16 protein-coding genes are annotated in these 15,878 nt (G+C 61.6%); 14 read left to right on the top strand and 2 right to left on the bottom strand.

The features are described from left to right. The first annotated feature begins 96 nt into the window (after positions 1-96). The 13 genes from ACK6AU_RS21355 to gspD all read left to right on the top strand — a co-directional run bounded on the left by ACK6AU_RS21355 (position 97) and on the right by gspD (position 12,911). Positions 97-2,286 carry a phosphocholine-specific phospholipase C gene (locus tag ACK6AU_RS21355; protein ID WP_409301220.1) on the top strand — a complete coding sequence of 730 codons (2,190 nt, stop codon included), beginning with the start codon at positions 97-99 and terminating at the stop codon, positions 2,284-2,286. Positions 2,287-2,303: 17 nt separating this feature from the next. Further along, on the top strand, positions 2,304-2,900 hold the full coding sequence (plcR, locus tag ACK6AU_RS21350) for a phospholipase C accessory protein PlcR (RefSeq protein WP_409301218.1): 597 nt from the start codon (positions 2,304-2,306) through the stop codon (positions 2,898-2,900). A gap of 70 nt (positions 2,901-2,970) precedes the next feature. Continuing rightward, a complete protein-coding gene (gspE, locus tag ACK6AU_RS21345) occupies positions 2,971-4,671 on the top strand; it encodes a type II secretion system ATPase GspE (RefSeq protein ID WP_409301216.1) in 1,701 nt (566 codons plus the stop codon). Between the two features lie 2 nt (positions 4,672-4,673). Beyond that, positions 4,674-5,876, top strand: coding sequence for a type II secretion system inner membrane protein GspF (gspF, locus tag ACK6AU_RS21340; protein WP_409301214.1), 1,203 nt, complete (start codon positions 4,674-4,676; stop codon positions 5,874-5,876). A gap of 12 nt (positions 5,877-5,888) precedes the next feature. Further along, positions 5,889-6,311, top strand: a complete 423-nt coding sequence (gene gspG, locus ACK6AU_RS21335; protein ID WP_185699857.1) for a type II secretion system major pseudopilin GspG — start codon at positions 5,889-5,891, stop codon at positions 6,309-6,311. A 2-nt stretch (positions 6,312-6,313) separates the two neighbouring features. Continuing rightward, on the top strand, positions 6,314-6,778 hold the full coding sequence (locus ACK6AU_RS21330; RefSeq protein ID WP_260498013.1) for a GspH/FimT family protein: 465 nt from the start codon (positions 6,314-6,316) through the stop codon (positions 6,776-6,778). Beyond that, positions 6,775-7,155 (top strand): prepilin-type N-terminal cleavage/methylation domain-containing protein, encoded by a 381-nt coding sequence (locus ACK6AU_RS21325; protein WP_185699856.1) that lies wholly within the window; start codon positions 6,775-6,777, stop codon positions 7,153-7,155. The genes ACK6AU_RS21330 and ACK6AU_RS21325 overlap by 4 nt, the downstream gene beginning before the upstream one ends. Continuing rightward, the gene (locus ACK6AU_RS21320; protein WP_409301211.1) at positions 7,152-7,763 is read left to right on the top strand and encodes a prepilin-type N-terminal cleavage/methylation domain-containing protein; all 612 of its coding nucleotides are present in this window, start codon (positions 7,152-7,154) and stop codon (positions 7,761-7,763) included. The genes ACK6AU_RS21325 and ACK6AU_RS21320 overlap by 4 nt, the downstream gene beginning before the upstream one ends. Continuing rightward, on the top strand, positions 7,760-8,473 hold the full coding sequence (locus ACK6AU_RS21315) for a type II secretion system protein GspK (RefSeq protein ID WP_185699854.1): 714 nt from the start codon (positions 7,760-7,762) through the stop codon (positions 8,471-8,473). The genes ACK6AU_RS21320 and ACK6AU_RS21315 overlap by 4 nt, the downstream gene beginning before the upstream one ends. Continuing rightward, positions 8,470-9,567, top strand: coding sequence for a PilN domain-containing protein (locus tag ACK6AU_RS21310; RefSeq protein ID WP_409301209.1), 1,098 nt, complete (start codon positions 8,470-8,472; stop codon positions 9,565-9,567). The genes ACK6AU_RS21315 and ACK6AU_RS21310 overlap by 4 nt, the downstream gene beginning before the upstream one ends. Next, entirely contained in the window at positions 9,542-10,141 is a 600-nt protein-coding gene (gspM, locus tag ACK6AU_RS21305; RefSeq protein ID WP_409301207.1) for a type II secretion system protein GspM, read from the top strand. The genes ACK6AU_RS21310 and gspM overlap by 26 nt, the downstream gene beginning before the upstream one ends. Next, positions 10,138-10,674, top strand: a complete 537-nt coding sequence (locus ACK6AU_RS21300) for a hypothetical protein (protein ID WP_409301205.1) — start codon at positions 10,138-10,140, stop codon at positions 10,672-10,674. Before gspM ends, ACK6AU_RS21300 begins: the two co-directional genes overlap by 4 nt. Further along, a complete protein-coding gene (gene gspD / locus ACK6AU_RS21295) occupies positions 10,671-12,911 on the top strand; it encodes a type II secretion system secretin GspD (RefSeq protein ID WP_409301203.1) in 2,241 nt (746 codons plus the stop codon). The genes ACK6AU_RS21300 and gspD overlap by 4 nt, the downstream gene beginning before the upstream one ends. A 154-nt stretch (positions 12,912-13,065) precedes the next feature. On the opposite strand, the gene ACK6AU_RS21290 is transcribed toward gspD, so the two are convergent. Beyond that, positions 13,066-14,031, bottom strand: coding sequence for a GNAT family N-acetyltransferase (locus tag ACK6AU_RS21290; protein ID WP_409301201.1), 966 nt, complete (start codon positions 14,029-14,031; stop codon positions 13,066-13,068). Positions 14,032-14,143: 112 nt separating this feature from the next. After that, a complete protein-coding gene (locus ACK6AU_RS21285; RefSeq protein WP_185699849.1) occupies positions 14,144-14,710 on the bottom strand; it encodes a hypothetical protein in 567 nt (188 codons plus the stop codon). A gap of 87 nt (positions 14,711-14,797) precedes the next feature. Here ACK6AU_RS21285 and ACK6AU_RS21280 point away from each other — a divergent pair, with 87 nt between their 5' ends. After that, positions 14,798-15,835 carry a hypothetical protein gene (locus tag ACK6AU_RS21280; RefSeq protein WP_185699848.1) on the top strand — a complete coding sequence of 346 codons (1,038 nt, stop codon included), beginning with the start codon at positions 14,798-14,800 and terminating at the stop codon, positions 15,833-15,835. The last annotated feature ends 43 nt before the right edge of the window (positions 15,836-15,878 follow it).

Below are 15,878 nucleotides of genomic sequence, written 5' to 3'. Positions count from 1 at the left end.
AAATAGCGGCCTATTTAATAAAAACATCAAGAAAGAACAATAAAGTCGAACTTTTATGCGGGCGTTTTCCCAACGCACCTTAGAGGAAGCTTATCGATGACAGACGCCCCAAAGTTTCATCGCCGGACTTTTTTGCAAGGCAGTGCACAGGCTGCGGTGCTGGCCGGAATGTCCGGGCTTTTTCCCGAAACCATACGACGCGCACTGGCCATTGAGCCGGATGTGCGCAGCGGCACCCTGCAGGATGTCGACCATGTGGTCATCCTGATGCAGGAAAACCGCTCGTTCGATCATTACTTCGGCCACCTCAATGGCGTTCGTGGGTTCAACGACCCCCGGGTTCTCAAGCGCGCCGATGGCAAGTCGGTGATGCATCAAACCTATAAAACCACCGAATACCTGCCTTATCACTTCGATACCAAGAACGTGCACGCCCAATGGTTAGGCTCGCAAAACCACGAGTGGTCGGCGTTTCACGGGACCTGGAACGAAGGCCGCAACGACCGCTGGACGGCGATCCAGGACTACACCGCCATGGGCCATTTCAAACGGGATGACATCCCTTACTACTATGCCCTGGCAGACGCCTTTACCCTGGGCGAGGCCTATCACCAATCGATCATGGGCCCCACCAACCCCAATCGCCTGTATCACATGACCGGACGCACCGCGCCTACCGGCGACGGCAAGAATGTCCAATACACCAACAGCATGGGTGACGGCACCACCGGCGCCAGTGGTTCCGTGGACTGGACCACCTACCCCGAACGCCTGAGCGAAGCCAATATCGATTGGCGAATTTACCAGGAAGGCGGCTACCAGTCCTCTTCACTCTGGTGGCTCTACCTCGATCTCAAATGGAAGTGGCTCATACAGGAGGACAACAATTACGACTGCAATGCCCTGGCCTGGTTCAAACGCTTCAAAGAGTCAAAACCCGACTCCGATTTGTGGCAACGAGCCATGGTCGCTCGCGGAGTGACCAAGTTGCGCGAAGACGTGCAAAACAACACCTTGCCACAAGTGTCGTGGATCGTGCCGCCGTACTGTTATTCGGAACACCCTTGGTGGGGTCCCTCCTTCGGTGAATACTACGTGTCGAAGATTCTCGAAGCCCTGACCAGCAACCCCAAGGTCTGGGCCAGGACCGTGTTCATCATCAACTACGATGAAGGCGACGGTTATTTCGACCATGTGTCCGCTGCCGTACCGCCATGGAAACCGGGCACCGGCCTTTCGGCCGTCGACACCCAAGGTGAAATCGAAAGCGCCACCCAGTTGCCCATTGGCTTGGGTCCACGCGTGCCGGTATTGGCGATCTCGCCATGGTCCCGGGGTGGAAAGGTCAGTGCCGAAGTCTTCGATCACACCTCTGTGCTCAGATTCCTCGAAAAACGCTTCGGCGTTACCGCGGACAATATTTCCCCCTGGCGCCGGGCGGTTTGCGGTGACTTGACCTCGCTTTTCGACTTCACCGGGAAAACCGATAGCAGCGTGCCCGCCAACCTGACCAACCTGACTGAAACCAAGGCCCGTCAGGATGACGCCTACTACAAGCAGTACTATCGCTCCTACCCTTATTACACCAACCCGACGACCTTGCCGGGCCAGGAAACCGGCCAGCGTGACGCGCTGGCCGTGCCCTACCAGCTGCATGCCGAGGTCAGTTTCGCCGCCAGCGATGGCAGCTTGCTGCTCAACTTGAGAAACGACGGCATGGTCTTGCCGGAAAACCCATACGGACGTTCGGCGGCAGTCTTTCAGGTGCACTCCACCGAACGGGGCGCCCCGGCGTTCTATACGGTGACCAGCTACGATATCCATGCGGCAACAAACCTTAGAAGCCGCGGCCAGCCCCTCATCGAAAACCTCAAGGACCGTATCGACGCGAACGGTCGCTACGGCTTTGAGGTGCGTGCACCGAATGGCTTCTACCGGGAATTTACCGGCAACAGCCAGTTGGCCAGGACCCTCGCCCGGCCTGAAGTTTCAGTCAGCTACCAGGGAGCGCAGATTGTCCTGACGATCAGAAATACCGGGGTACTGGCCTGTACGGTGACGGTGAAATCCAACCCTGCGTACAAGGGCGATACGGTGCATACCCTTGAACTCAAGCCGGGTGAAAGCCTGACCGATCCCTGGTTGCTGCGCAGCAGTTCCGGCTGGTATGACCTGACCCTCACGGCCAGCAACACCGAAAGCAACTTCTCTCGACGGCTCGCTGGGCATGTTGAAACCGGTTTGCCAAGCCGGACCGATCCACTCTTGGACATCATGCCGTCCTGATGAAAGGAACCTTCAAGATGAAAGCCATTCTTTTAGCGGTGTGTGCGGCGCTGATCGCCTACCTGGTGCTGTTTCGCCAGCCGGTGGACACCGTCGTGGAACAAGCGCCCAGTGTCGCCTCGAGTCCGGTGAGCGATACCCAGCCGGCCGTGCCTGCGCCAACCGCCGACAGCCAAGCGCCGGCGTCGCTGGAACAGCAAATCGCCGCGTTTTCGCAAACCGCCAACACCCTGCCTGCCGCCGAGCGCCGGCAGGCTGCCGAGCGCTTGATCAACCAACTGAAAGCATCGGTCAGCAATGGCGAGGACGTGAAGGTCGCCTATGCCCAGGTCGAACGACTGACGCCGAACATCGAGTCCGACCCCAAGTCACTGGAGCGCCTGAACTACCGCATCTGGATGGACATGAAAGACCACGCCACGCCACCGGCTCCCCCCTCGCCTGCCCAGCGCCAGCAACTGGATACCTACCAGCAGGCCGCGAACCAAGCGATTGACGAAGTGCTGAAGTCCGTCGATGGCGACGAGGCACGGCGCGCCGCCATCGAGGAAAAACTCAAGGCGCTGCGCCTGGAGATCTTCGGCAGCAGTGCCCCGCAGCCGCTGAGTCATTAAGGCACCTTGTCACCCCGTGACGCACGGTCGTCATGGCGTGGCAAGGTCTGTTCACCAACGGAACCCGCTGATGGCCATAGCCGACTCATCCATACTGACCACGCAAGCTATCGATTGGCTGGTCACACAGGGGCACTTGAAAGGGGCCGAGGTGGCACAAGCCAGGCAGCTGGAGGCCGACGCGCAACAGCACGAATTGCCCGAGTTGCTGATTCGACTCGGCCGGCTGTCGGAACAGGACCTGGCAATGGCCTGGTCGACCCTGCTGGACATTCCCTTGTTGCATGGCCGCGGCGCGCCGCCGCTGGAAGGTGGTCTGCCGCAGGTCTCGCCACGGTTTCTGAAACACTACGGCGTGGTGCCTTTGCCGCCCTTCGACCAGCAACTGCACCTACTGGTGAGCAACCCGGCCCAGCGTTATCCGATCCTGGCCCTGGAATATGCCTGCCAGCTCACGGCGCGCCTGTCGATCGGCCTGCGCAGTGAGATTGAGCAATTGATCGAGCGCTATTACGGCCAGGGCCGCTCGGCCATGGGCACGCTGATCGAAAACCTCGGCGAGAGCCTCGACACGACCGACGATATCGAACACCTCAAGGACCTGGCTTCCGAAGCCCCGGTGATCCGGATCGTCAACCTGTTGTTGCAACGAGCGGTCGAACTGGGCGTCTCGGACATTCATATCGAACCCTTCGAAAGCCAGCTCAAGGTGCGTTACCGCATCGATGGAACCTTGCAGGAAGGCGAGGCGCCTCCGGTCAGTTCGTCGGCAGCGGTGATTTCCCGGATCAAGATCATGGCGCACCTGGACATTGCCGAACGACGCCTGCCCCAGGACGGGCGCATGATGTTGAGGATTCAAGGCAAGGAGCTGGACCTGCGGGTCTCGACGGTGCCGACCCGGCACGGCGAATCGGTGGTCATGCGGCTGCTGGACCGGGAGCAGGTGACCTTCGATTTTCCCAGCCTGGGCTTCGATGGCCAGCGGCTCCAGCAACTCCTCGAGGTACTCGAGCGCCCCCACGGCATTCTGCTGGTGACCGGCCCCACCGGCTCGGGCAAGACCACCACGCTGTACACCGCACTGACCCGGCTCAATACCAGCGAACGGAAAATCATCACCGTCGAGGACCCTGTCGAATACCAATTGCCCGGGATCAATCAGATTCAGGTAAAGCCGGCCATCGGCCTGGACTTCGCCGGCGCGTTGCGCTCGATCGTCCGCCAGGACCCGGACGTGATCATGATCGGTGAAATACGCGATCTGGAAACCTGCCGGATCGCCATCCAGTCGTCATTGACCGGCCATCTGGTGTTGTCGACCTTGCACACCAACAGCGCCGCCGCCAGCATTACCCGCTTGCTGGACATGGGCGTGGAGAGCTACCTGATCGCCTCGACCGTCAGCGGGATCCTCGCTCAACGCCTGGTGCGACGGCTGGACCCGCAATGGCGCGAAGCCTTCGAGGCGCCTGCGCAGCTAATCGCCGAGCACCAGCTGGATCGCTACACCGATGAGCGTCCGATCCGGCTGTACCGCCCCAGGGCCGATGCACCGGGCACCGGTTACAGCGGACGCAGCGCCGTCACCGAACTGTTGGTGATGAATGAAGACATCCGCTCGCTGCTGATGCGTCACGCCGATGCCGCTACCCTGGAACAGGCCGCTCGTGCTGCCGGTTTGCGCACCTTGCGTGAGGAAGGTCTGCGCCAGGCCCTGGCGGGTATCACCTCACTGGAAGAGGTATTGCGCATCACGCGCAATGACTGACCATGGAACAGTATCGATACAAGGCACTGGACGCCGACCACAACACCGTGGACGGCCATCTCGAAGCCAGCGACCCGCAGGCCGCCGCGAGCCAGCTGCAAGAGCGTGGCCTGCTGGTCCTGCGGGTACAGCGCGCCTCGGGTGTGCCTCGCCCCTCCTGGTGGCGTCCGTCCCCTTTCAGCCGCGAGGAACTGGGCCGTTTTACCCAGCAGCTCGCGACGTTGCTCGGGGCCGATCAGCCGCTGGAGCGGGCGCTGGGTATCCTGATCCGACAACCCGGCAAACCAGCGGCTCGGCAATTGATCGAACGCATTCGCGACCGGGTCAAGGCCGGGCAGACGCTGTCAGCGGCCATGGCCGTCGAACGGCAATCCTTTACCCCGCTGTACTTGAGCCTGGTTCACGCCGGTGAAGCCGCCGGGGTGCTGGATCAAAGCCTCGGGCAACTGGCGAGCTACCTGGAACGGCTGCAGGCCATCCGTACCGAAGTCATCAACGCCTTGATTTACCCGGCCTTCCTGGTGGTGGGAGTGCTCGGCTCGCTGGTGTTGCTGCTGGCCTATGTAGTCCCGCAGTTCGTGCCGATTTTCGACGGCCTGGGGGTGCCTGTGCCGCTGCTGACCCAGCTGATCCTCGACCTCGGGCAGTTTCTTTCCAGCTATGGCCTGCATGCACTGGCGCTGCTTCTCGGGCTGGCTTGGGCAGCGCTGAGCTACCTGGGCCGGCCCGCAAACCGCTTGAAATGGCATCGATACCTGCTGCGATCGCCCCTGGCCGGCGGCTTGTTGAAACGCCTGGAAAGCGCACGGTTCGCCCGGACCCTGGGCACCTTGCTGGCCCAGGGCGTACCCCTGATCAATGCCCTGGACATCAGCCGGCAAGTCGCCAATAACCTGGCGATGAACGCCGCCGTGGCAAACGCCACGGTCAAGGTCAAGGACGGCCAGCGGCTGTCGACGGCATTGGCGGCTGAACAACGGTTGCCCGACCTGGCGATCCAGATGATCGAAGTGGGTGAAGAGTCCGGAAAACTCGAGGGCATGTTATTGAAAGTGGCGAGCATTTTCGATGAAGAGGCCAAGCGCAGCATCGACCGCCTGTTGGCCGCGCTGGTCCCCAGCCTGACCGTGGTCATGGCGGTGTTGGTGGCGGTGATCATGCTGGCCATCATGCTGCCGCTGATGAGCCTGACCAGTAACCTTTGACCGGAGACGTTAATGAACACCACTCGTTCACTGCCCAAGCGCCAACGCGGCTTCACTTTGCTGGAGATGCTGGCGGTCATTGTCTTGCTCGGCATTGTCGCCACCATCGTCGTTCGCCAGGTGGGCGGCAATGTCGACAAGGGCAAGTACGGTGCCGGCAAGGCGCAACTGGCCAGCCTGTCGATGAAAATCGAAAGCTATGCGCTGGACGTCGGGTCACCGCCGCGCACTCTCGAGGCGCTGCTTGCGCGCCCCGCCAATGCCGCCAGTTGGAGCGGTCCGTATGCCAAGGCCAGTGATCTGAAGGACCCGTTCGGCCATGCATTCGGCTATCGCACACCCGGCCAGCACGGTTCGTTCGACCTGATTTTCTACGGTCAGGACGGCCAGCCCGGCGGCGACGGCTACAACAAGGACCTGGGCAGTTGGGAATAGCCATGCCCGCCATGCGGCCGGTTCAACAGGGCTTTACCCTCCTGGAAATGCTGGTGGTGCTGCTTCTGGTTGCCGTGGGTTTCGGCCTGTTGGCCTCGGGTATCTCCCAGGGGCTCAAGAGTGCCCAGGAGCGTCAGGTCAAGCGCGACCTGGGCCTGGCGTTGCGCCAGGTCCGAAGCCAGGCCATCAGCGCTGGACAACCGGCCTCCCTGCGCCTGGATGTACTGCGCAACAGCTATCAACTGCCCGGCAAGACACCGCGCCACTTGCCGGACGGCATGACCCTGCGCCTGACGACGGCGGCCACTGCCGATAGCGATGAAGGGCCAGTCGGGCTGATCACCTTCTACCCCAACGGTGGCTCCACTGGCGGGCACCTGTATCTGGCGCGCGGCAGCCAAGCGTCGCGTATCGATATCGACTGGCTCACCGGACGGGTCGACTGGCGGGATGGGCAACAGCCATGACGCCTTCGCCTCTGCGCCAGCAGCGTGGCTTTACCCTGATCGAATTACTCGCGGCGATTGTCGTCCTGAGCATTGGGTTTGCAGTGGTACTCAACACCCTGGGTTACGCCACCCAGGCACTGGCGCGGAATGGGCAGACCACCCGGATGGCGCTGATGGCCACTTCGCTGATGGCCGAGTATGGAGAAGGCCTGGGCAGCGGCGCCCACCTGGAAGGTACCCGCGACGGTATCCAATGGCGCCTGAGCGTCACCCCGCTTCGGGATGAGGGGGCGATTGTCCTTGACCAGCTGGAACTCATGCTGGTCAAGGGCAGCCGGCATGAACGCTTTGTCACGCTCAGGGCCATCAAGCGTCCAGCGGGGAGCCTGCCATGAGGCAAGGCCAGCGCGGGTTCACGCTGCTGGAAGTGCTGCTCGCCCTGAGTTTCCTCGGCTTGCTGATGGTGTTGATCGGTTCCGCCTTGGGCACCGGTAACCACTTGCTGCTGCTCAGCGAAAAACACACCGATCGCCTGACCCAAGTGAGGACCGCGCAGAACTTCCTGCGCAGCGCACTCCAACAGGCGCTGGCCGAAGATTTTGGCCACGCGGCGGATCAGGAACGGGTGTTCGAAGGAGAGCGACAACGCCTGCGTTTCGTTTCTCCGATGCCCGGGCAACTCGCTGCGGGCGTCCAGGTGCATACCCTTGAAGCGGTGGCCGGCCCGGCTGACGGCAGTCGCTTGCAGATCAGTTTCAGCCAGGACCGCCCGGATGGGCTGCATCCCTGGGGCAACCCCCAGATCCTGGTGCAGGAGGTTCAGGACCTGCGCTTGAGCTACAGAGGCCTGGACCCCAACCGCCAGCCGACCGACTGGCTGGAGCGCTGGCCCTGGCCGGGCCGGCTGCCCCAGGCCGTGCGTATCGACGTCGCTACTCGCGGAGCCGGCCTGTGGCCTACGCAAGTCGTAGCGTTGCGCCTGGACTCCGAGGTAGCCCCATGAGTCGCCAGCGCGGCGCCGCATTGATCATGGTCTTGTGGGCCATCGCCTTGCTGGGACTGATGATGGGCAGCCTGGTCGAGATCCTGCGCCTGGAAAACCGCCAGAGCGCTTTTGAATTGCAACACAGCCGCGCCCTGCTGGCCGCGCAAGCGGGCCTGGCGTTGGCGGTCGAAGGGTTGTTTGCCTACCCGGCGCGCACGGTGGCTGACGGGCGTGTTTACTCATTGCCCTTTGAGCAGGCCACGCTGAGCCTGCAAGTCAGCAGCGAGCGCGGCAAACTGGACCTGAACTTCGTCGCGCTGGACAGTTTCGCGCGCCTGGCCCATGGCCTCGGCGCCACCGCCGAACAGGCTCGGCAATGGAGTGAAAGCCTGGGCCAACAGCGCAGTATCGGCCCCCTTAAAGCGCTCGAACAGTTGCAGCAGTTACCCGGCATGCAGGCACGCCTGTACGAGCGCTTGCTACCGCATCTCACGCTCTGGTCCGGCCTGACGGCGCCGGATGTGGATGCAGCCAGTCCCGAACTGCTGGCCTTGCTCAAACTGTCACGGCCAAAGGTCGCGCTCCCGCGGGGCCCCGAGTCGGTGGTCAACGTGCGAGTCCTGGCGACGCTGGACAATCAGGTCTCGGCTTCCCTGGAGGCCGTGGTTTTTCTCTCACCACAAGGAAGCGGTCAACGACCGTATCGGGTGCTGCGCTGGAAAGAATGAATCGGCTGATCCAGCCCCTGGCTGATCGGCTACAGCCGCTGATCCGCTGGCTACTGCTGCGCTGGCGAGGGTCGCCGCTGCCTGGATTCCTTGCGTGGTGGCGGGCAGAGCTCCTGGCCTGCCTGCCCGCCTCCTGGCGAGCCAGGATCAACCCCGAGAAAAAACCGCCGTTGCTGTTTTCCCGGGACGAGCGTTTCTGGACCGGGGACGTTGGGCAACTGCAACCGGCCACCTCCCCATCGACATCGGATACACCGGTCCTGGTCCTGCTGCCGCACCAGCGCTTGCTCCATGAAGTGTCGTTGCCGGCGGCGGTGGCCCAGGACCTCAGCTCCATGCTGTCCTTCGAGATGGACAAATACACCCCGTTCAAGGCCAGCCAGGTCTATTTCGACTGTGTCCGCCTGCCCTCTGCCCACGACTCGCTGATCCGCATTCGCCTGGCCGTGGTCAGCCGTGAACGGCTGGATGCACTGCTCGATCAGGCGCAACAGGCCGGTCATTCGATCACAGCGGTCGATGCGCTGGATGAGCATGGCGCACGTTTGCACGTCGACTTGCTGGCACCCCATCGCCGCGCCCGGATACGCCGCTCGCTGATGCGGCCAGCTCCGGCCCTCGCGCTGGCCGCCCTGGTCCTGGCGCTGGCCGGCCTGCAACTCTGGTTGCACAACCGCCAGCAGGCCCTTGAAGACATGCGGCAGCAGGTCAAGACCCTGCAACAACAAACGCAACAGGTCCAGGCGCTCAATCAGCAGATCGACGACACCCTCGATGCTCAACGCTATGTCGTGGAACGGCGCGCACAAACCAGTTCAATGGCGGCGCTGCTCAATGAGTTGAGCCAATGCATCCCGTTGAACACCACCCTGGAAACCCTGAACGTCAACCCGGACGGCCAGGTCAGCCTGATCGGCCAAAGCAGCCAGGCCAGCGCCCTGATCAGCGCCATGAAAGCCTGCCGCAGCCTGGAAGGCATCAATTTCCAGGGCGCCATCCAGCCAGACCCGGTCACCGGCCAGGACCGCTTCAGCATGCTCGCCACCCTACGCAAAGCGGAGGCCAGCCATGCGCCTGCGTCCGCCCCCCGCTAGCCAGCGCGCCCTGGCCCTGGCCCTGGCCGCTTTGAGCCTGGTCGGGGGGTACTTACTGACCTTGCATGTCTGGTTCAGCCAGCCTTTGTTGGCCATTGCCGATGAGATGGCGTTGCTACGCCACAACCAGCAACGCTACGTGGCATTGTCCAGCCAACGGCCTGCCCTGGAGAACGCGCTGGCTCGGATCAGGCGCTCATCCGTGGGCAACGAAAACCTGCTGGCCGATTCCGACATGGGCGCGGCCACCGCACAACTGATGCAGTTGATCGCCGCCGATTTGCAGGTATTCGCCACGCTGGGCGGTGGCTGCACGCTGGCCAATCGAATTCCGGTGCCCGTCACCCAGCAAGGGCCCTATCGGCAAGTCAGTGTGCGGATCAACCTCGAATGCGCCATCGAGCCACTGGCCGGCCTGCTGCATCGCCTGGAAAACGGCAAAGTCTCGCTGTTCATCGAATCCTTGCGGATCGAGAAAAGCCGCGGCCAGCTTGCCAGCGCAAACCGCTTGGCCGTGCAACTGCTGATCAGCGCCTACCTGCAAAACCCAACGCCAAAAGGAGCGACGCCATGAGGCGCTTCCCGCCCTTGCTTCGTTGGCTCAGTGCAGCCGTACTGGGCCTCTTGGGGTGGCTCCTGATCTTGCTCAACGGCGTTGGCACCGAGGTTCGGTGGCTACCTCCACTCGATCCATCGGCAGCCCCGGTGAAAGCTGCCGTCACTGCCGAGCCCATGCCCGTAGCGCTGTCAGCGTATGAATACACCTGGAAAAAACCACTGTTCAACGCCCATCGACAGCCTGACCCGCCACCCTCGCCAGCCATCGACGAGGCGCCAGCGTCGCTCAATGGCCTGAGCCTGACCGGCATCATCGCTTCCGGAGCCCTGCGCAAGGCCTTCTTCAAGACCCGCGACGGGCAACAGCTGGCGGCCCTCGAACAGCAACAACTGCCCAATGGCTGGCGAGTCGAGCGGATCGAACCGACGCACGTCACGTTGACCCAGGGCGCCAACACCCAAACGCTGAAGCTGCTGCTATTGAAAGTGCCGCACAACACACCGGCTCTCCCCTCTTTGCCTGACACTTCCAAGGATAGCGATCTGTGAGAAAACGATTCATCTACACTGGCTTGGCCGGCGCGATAGTGCTCTGTGGGTGTACGACACCGGCCACCGACAGCGCACGGGACGACAGGCTGATCAAGGAAGCCTTGTCCGGCACCGGTACTGATCGCGCACCGCTGCCGATCCCGGCGCCGAAAGGGCCGCCACTGGCGATCGTTACACCGCCGACCACGGCCCGGGTTGTCCAGGGCAGCCAGCACTTCATCAATAAACAACCGTCAGCGCGGCCTCATGCCGCGACGGCATCGCAAGAGCCAGGCGTCACCTTCAACTTCGCCAATGTCTCGATCCAGGCCGTGGCCAACACCATCCTCGGTGATGTGCTGAAGGAGAACTACAGCATCGCCCCGGGTGTGGTGGGCGACGTCACCTTCTCGACCTCCAGGCCCGTCGACAAGAACCAGGCTTTCTCGATCCTGGAAACCCTGTTGGCACTGACCAGTAACGCCATCATCCGGCAGAACGACAGCTACGTTGTGCTGCCGGCGAACACGGCGCTCGCCGGCCGGCTCGCGCCGCAGCTGGCATTGCCACAACCTGGCAGCGGCATGACGGCCCGGTTCTTTCTGCTCAACTATATTTCCGCACCGCAAATGCAAAAGCTCTTGCAGCCCATGGCCCGGGAAAATGCCTTCGTGCAGGTCGACGCCGCCCGTAACCTGCTGATCATGGCGGGCACTCCCGATGAGCTGAACAACTATCAGCAGACCATCGACACCTTCGATGTCAATTGGCTCAAGGGCATGTCCGTCAGCGTCTTCGGGCTCAAGCACGCCAACGTCAGCAAGTTGATGCCCGAGCTTGAGCATTTGTTCGGAGCGCAAAGCGCGACACCGCTGGCCGGGATGTTGCGTTTCCTGCCGATCGAACGCACCAACTCCATCGTGGTGATTTCTTCTCAGTCGCAGTACCTCAGCGATGTCGGGCGCTGGATCGAAGCCATTGACCAGGGCGGTGGCAATGAGCCGCAAATGTATGTGTACGACGTGCGCAACATGAAGGCCACCGACCTTGCCAGGTACCTGCGACAGATTTACGGCAATGCGAAAATCACCGATGAGCCGGCCGCCCAGGTGGCACCCGGCCTGCGTACGGTCACCCTGTCGAGCAATGGCTACGGTACTGGCAATGACGGTAGCGGCAATGTTTCAGGCCTGCCATCGGGCATCAATGGGATCGGTGGTAACGGCAACGCTGGAGGCACCAACGCGGCACAGCCGGAAGAAGAGTTCGAGGCCAACAGCGAGGATCAGGCGCAGGCCGAAAACGCCACGAGCAACGAAACATTCGACAATTCAGTGCGCATCACGGCCCAGAAAAGCAGCAACCAATTGTTGGTGCGCAGCCGGCCGGCGCAATGGGCTGAAATCGAGTCGGCGATACAACGCCTGGACAATCCCCCCCTGCAGGTGCAGATCGAAACACGCATTCTCGAAGTCAGCCTGACCGGTTCTCTGGAGCAAGGCGTGCAATGGTACCTGGGGAACCTGGCGGGCCACTCGACCACTCCTGGCGTGCAGAACACCTCGGGTAGCCAGGGTGCGTTGGGCGGAGGCGGCGTCGAGGTGAAATCGGCTTCGCTGTTCTACTCCTTTGTCAGCAACAACTTCCAGGTGGCCTTGCGAGCGCTGGAAACCAGCGGCAACACCAAGGTGCTGTCGGCGCCATCGCTGGTGGTGATGAACAACCAGCAAGCGCGGATCCAGGTGGGCAACAACATCCCGATCAGCCAGACCACCATCAATACCGGGGTCGGCGCCATCCAGACCAGCTCCGTGCAGTACGTGCAGACCGGGGTGATCCTCAATGTGGTGCCACGCATCAACCCCGGCGGCTTGGTGTACATGGACATCCAGCAACAGGTCAGCGACGCCACGACGCCCGCCAGCGGCGGAACCGGGACCACGGCGACGCCACCGGCCAACCCCACCATCTCCACCCGCGCGGTGTCTACCCAAGTCGCCGTGCAAAGCGGCCAGACGGTCCTGCTCGGAGGCCTGATCAAGCAAAACCAGGTAGAGGCCAATCGCAGCGTGCCGTACCTGGGCAAGGTGCCGGGGCTGAAGTGGTTGTTCGGCACGACCATGCGCAATGACGACCGCTCGGAACTGGTCGTGCTCATCACCCCTCGCGTGATCACCGGCAACAGCGAGGCGCGCCAGGTGACGGATGAGTATCGCCAGCGCTTCCAGCTTATCCAGCCACTGCAAAAACTCTGAAGCCTTGATCGACACCGGGCCTGACTGAAGAAGCTTGACTGCAGGTCACTCGTGTACTGGTTCGCCCGGGTGCTAAGGATGGCCAGTATCAGGCGCGGCCTCTTTTTTGGAGGGGCTTGGCGCCTGATGAACGAGCACTGGGCCAAAGGCGCGACTACAGGTGGAAATCGCCGGCGGCCTCCGGCTGATAAAGCACTTTCCTGATCTCGATCCGGCGGGTCCGAGCAGAAATACGCCAGTCGATGGCGTCGCCCTCCCGATAGCCCAGGATCGCGGCGCCGATATCGGAACACACGGAGTGCTTGCCGGCGCTGCTGTCCGCGTCGTCCGGGTAGACCAGCGCTACTTCGATTGCTTCGTCGTCCAGGTGCAGCAAGGCCCTGGAGTTCATCGTGACGACATTGCCCGCCACGTGCTGCGGCTTGACGACAATGGCTCGCTCAAGCTCATGTTCGAGTTCAACCACGGCCGGGCCTTGCTCGAAGACGATCAGGCTCTCGAGCCTGGCCTTGTCGATTTCGGTGATGTAGATCCCCGTGGAGTCGCCAGCGGCACCTTCGCGCAAGAACTGCAGATAGCGCCCCGCCGTCATGGAAAACGACTTCAATGCCGGCGTTTCGTTCTCAAGCACAAAGCCGCTGCGCACAAAGGCTTTCAGTGAGCGCGAGTTGTCCGGGTGGATCTTGGCGATGAGCTTTTCGGCCCGCATGTCGAGAAAGGCCCGTTTCATGCCCTCGCGCAGGGTCCGGGCGCCAAGGTTTCGCCCCCATTTGTCGCTGTCTCCGATAACCAGGACGATTTCGCAATTCGAATCGGTCTTGACGAGCCGGACAAAACCCACCGGCGCGTCATACCGGTCATAGGCCATGAAGAACCGGCCGCCCCGGTTGAACAGATGGGTCAGGATCGGCAGCTGGGTCCGATCGATGACGTGTTCGATGGAACGGGAAACATCACGTGAATCGCTCAGGTAACAGGTAACGCGCTCATCTTCCAACCAATCTTTCAACGTCAGCGCATGTGCCCGAGTGATTTCAGGGCACAGCGAAATGAAAGGCTTGTTCATCTTCACCACACTTGTTTGTAAAGGATGAAAGCCCTTCATGGCGGTTATGGCCATGACGGTTCTTTCGGCAACCGGGCATCTTAAGGCATAAGGCGAGCAATGCCGAAAAGATCACAACCTGCTCCCTGCCCTACCCGTCATCGATGCCCAAGCGAGTTGGCCGTCGTTACGGCTGCTGCGTCGACATCACGGTCGGCCTGACCGGAAGCTGGGAGTATTGCGGGTGCTGTTTGACGAAGGTTCGAACGGCCTGTTCCTGCCTGTCCGTCACACATATGGCAATGCTGGGACGGTCCACCGTACAGGTTCCCAGTGCAAGGAAACCGCAGTTCTTGACCCCATAGACGGCAGCTGGGTGGGCCGCGACCGGGCAGCCGTACGCCATCTCGCCCAGGTAATTGAGTTGGCCGTTGGCCACGGTAAAACGCAGGGGTTTCGAATAGGGGCCCATGAGACCGCGGCGTGAACCCAGGTCATTCACTTCATAGGTACCTGCAGGCAGCCATGCCGAGTAATAGTCCTTGGGAGCCCAGCCGTAGGTCTTGCCGCTATTCACGTCACGAAAACTGACCCAGGTGCCGTAGGGCCCGCCCTCGATCAGCGCACCCAGGACGAGGCCTGCGTTTTCGGCGGAATAGACTTTGGAATCCAGGGCCATTTCAGGTGGTAATGCCGAACAGGCACTCATCAAGGCTGTAACTCCAACGACCAACAACTGACTTGTCTTGCGCATTCGATACTCGATCCATTGAAACAAAATGTGGCTTTCCCATTATGATGCTGCCCCTTTCAAATCAAGCGTTAAGGATGACACCCCACTATGAGTAGTATTTTCACCGGCCGTGTATCGGGTGCCATGGCCTTCGCCTTGATCTTGAGCGGCTGCAGTGTATCGGGCACTTATCCAGATGCAACCGAAGCAGACGCCGCCAAGCTTCGTTTTATCAGCGACATGAGCAGCGCCACGCTGGGTGTGTTCGATGAGCAGAACTGTGACGGGCAAACCACGGGGATTCTCAATAACTTGTTCCTTGCCGATTCTCGCCGGCGAGCGAACATGTCGATACCTCCTGCCTCCCAGAAGACGCCTTACCTGGAAATCCGCTTGGCCCCGAACAAAGAGCGAATGCTGCACCTCAATACCCAAGGCACCGCCTCGGTATGTGGCATGGCCTTCACCTTCACGCCGCAAAGTGGCGCTGAATACGAACTCACCTTCAGTCGTGCCGGCAGTCAGTGCGTGACATCGCTCAAGCGCCTGCACCAAGCGCAGGGCCAAGTGGTGCGCTCCCCTGTCCCTCTGGTGAATAAAGGCCTGGCAAGCTGCCTGGGCGCCAACGCCCTCTTCCCTGAGCCCGTAAAGGGCCTGCCGGCCACCGTCGAGCGTGACGAAATGATCGAGCAGATTGTCTCGCAGAGCATCATCAGCGAGATGAAGCCCGGGCCTGCCTTGAGCGAGAGCAACCAGAACGAAGCCGCCGACCTGGTGGTCGACAAGCGCAAGCGGCAGATGAACCTGGACCTGCCGGATGCTTATTGGACGCAATTTCGGCAGAACGTAGCGACTTACCTGAAGCAGGCTCAAGGGGTAAAGGCCAGCGCGCTCGAGCACTACAAGGCCGAGTACCGCACACGCCTCTCGCGCTTGGATACACCAGCCATCAAGGCACTGGTGCCAGACACCCAGGCCACCGATGTCACCCAGGCGCTGGCTACCAACAACGCGATGTTGCAGTACTACCGTCGGCTCAATGAGCAATTGCAAAAAGAAGCGATGGCCGATCACTGGACCCGGATGGCCGACCTGGACAAGCGCTACGGGGTGTGTGAGCGCTACGCGCAGTGCTGGCAGAACTAACCTGGGCCAACCCGCTGCGCCCTTGCCTTGCTCCACCTGGCCA

This window comes from Pseudomonas sp. KCJK8993 (genome assembly GCF_046230915.1).
GTDB lineage: Bacteria > Pseudomonadota > Gammaproteobacteria > Pseudomonadales > Pseudomonadaceae > Aquipseudomonas > Aquipseudomonas piscis.
This window is presented reverse-complemented; position numbering and strand designations above follow the sequence as displayed.

Coding starts and splice junctions, on each gene's coding strand:
- ACK6AU_RS21355 (WP_409301220.1), top strand. CDS start 97: ATGACAGACGCCCCAAAGTTTCATCGCCGGACTTTTTTGCAAGGCAGT.
- plcR (WP_409301218.1), top strand. CDS start 2,304: ATGAAAGCCATTCTTTTAGCGGTGTGTGCGGCGCTGATCGCCTACCTG.
- gspE (WP_409301216.1), top strand. CDS start 2,971: ATGGCCATAGCCGACTCATCCATACTGACCACGCAAGCTATCGATTGG.
- gspF (WP_409301214.1), top strand. CDS start 4,674: ATGGAACAGTATCGATACAAGGCACTGGACGCCGACCACAACACCGTG.
- gspG (WP_185699857.1), top strand. CDS start 5,889: ATGAACACCACTCGTTCACTGCCCAAGCGCCAACGCGGCTTCACTTTG.
- ACK6AU_RS21330 (WP_260498013.1), top strand. CDS start 6,314: ATGCCCGCCATGCGGCCGGTTCAACAGGGCTTTACCCTCCTGGAAATG.
- ACK6AU_RS21325 (WP_185699856.1), top strand. CDS start 6,775: ATGACGCCTTCGCCTCTGCGCCAGCAGCGTGGCTTTACCCTGATCGAA.
- ACK6AU_RS21320 (WP_409301211.1), top strand. CDS start 7,152: ATGAGGCAAGGCCAGCGCGGGTTCACGCTGCTGGAAGTGCTGCTCGCC.
- ACK6AU_RS21315 (WP_185699854.1), top strand. CDS start 7,760: ATGAGTCGCCAGCGCGGCGCCGCATTGATCATGGTCTTGTGGGCCATC.
- ACK6AU_RS21310 (WP_409301209.1), top strand. CDS start 8,470: ATGAATCGGCTGATCCAGCCCCTGGCTGATCGGCTACAGCCGCTGATC.
- gspM (WP_409301207.1), top strand. CDS start 9,542: ATGCGCCTGCGTCCGCCCCCCGCTAGCCAGCGCGCCCTGGCCCTGGCC.
- ACK6AU_RS21300 (WP_409301205.1), top strand. CDS start 10,138: ATGAGGCGCTTCCCGCCCTTGCTTCGTTGGCTCAGTGCAGCCGTACTG.
- ACK6AU_RS21290 (WP_409301201.1), bottom strand. CDS start 14,031: ATGGCCATAACCGCCATGAAGGGCTTTCATCCTTTACAAACAAGTGTG.
- ACK6AU_RS21285 (WP_185699849.1), bottom strand. CDS start 14,710: ATGCGCAAGACAAGTCAGTTGTTGGTCGTTGGAGTTACAGCCTTGATG.
- ACK6AU_RS21280 (WP_185699848.1), top strand. CDS start 14,798: ATGAGTAGTATTTTCACCGGCCGTGTATCGGGTGCCATGGCCTTCGCC.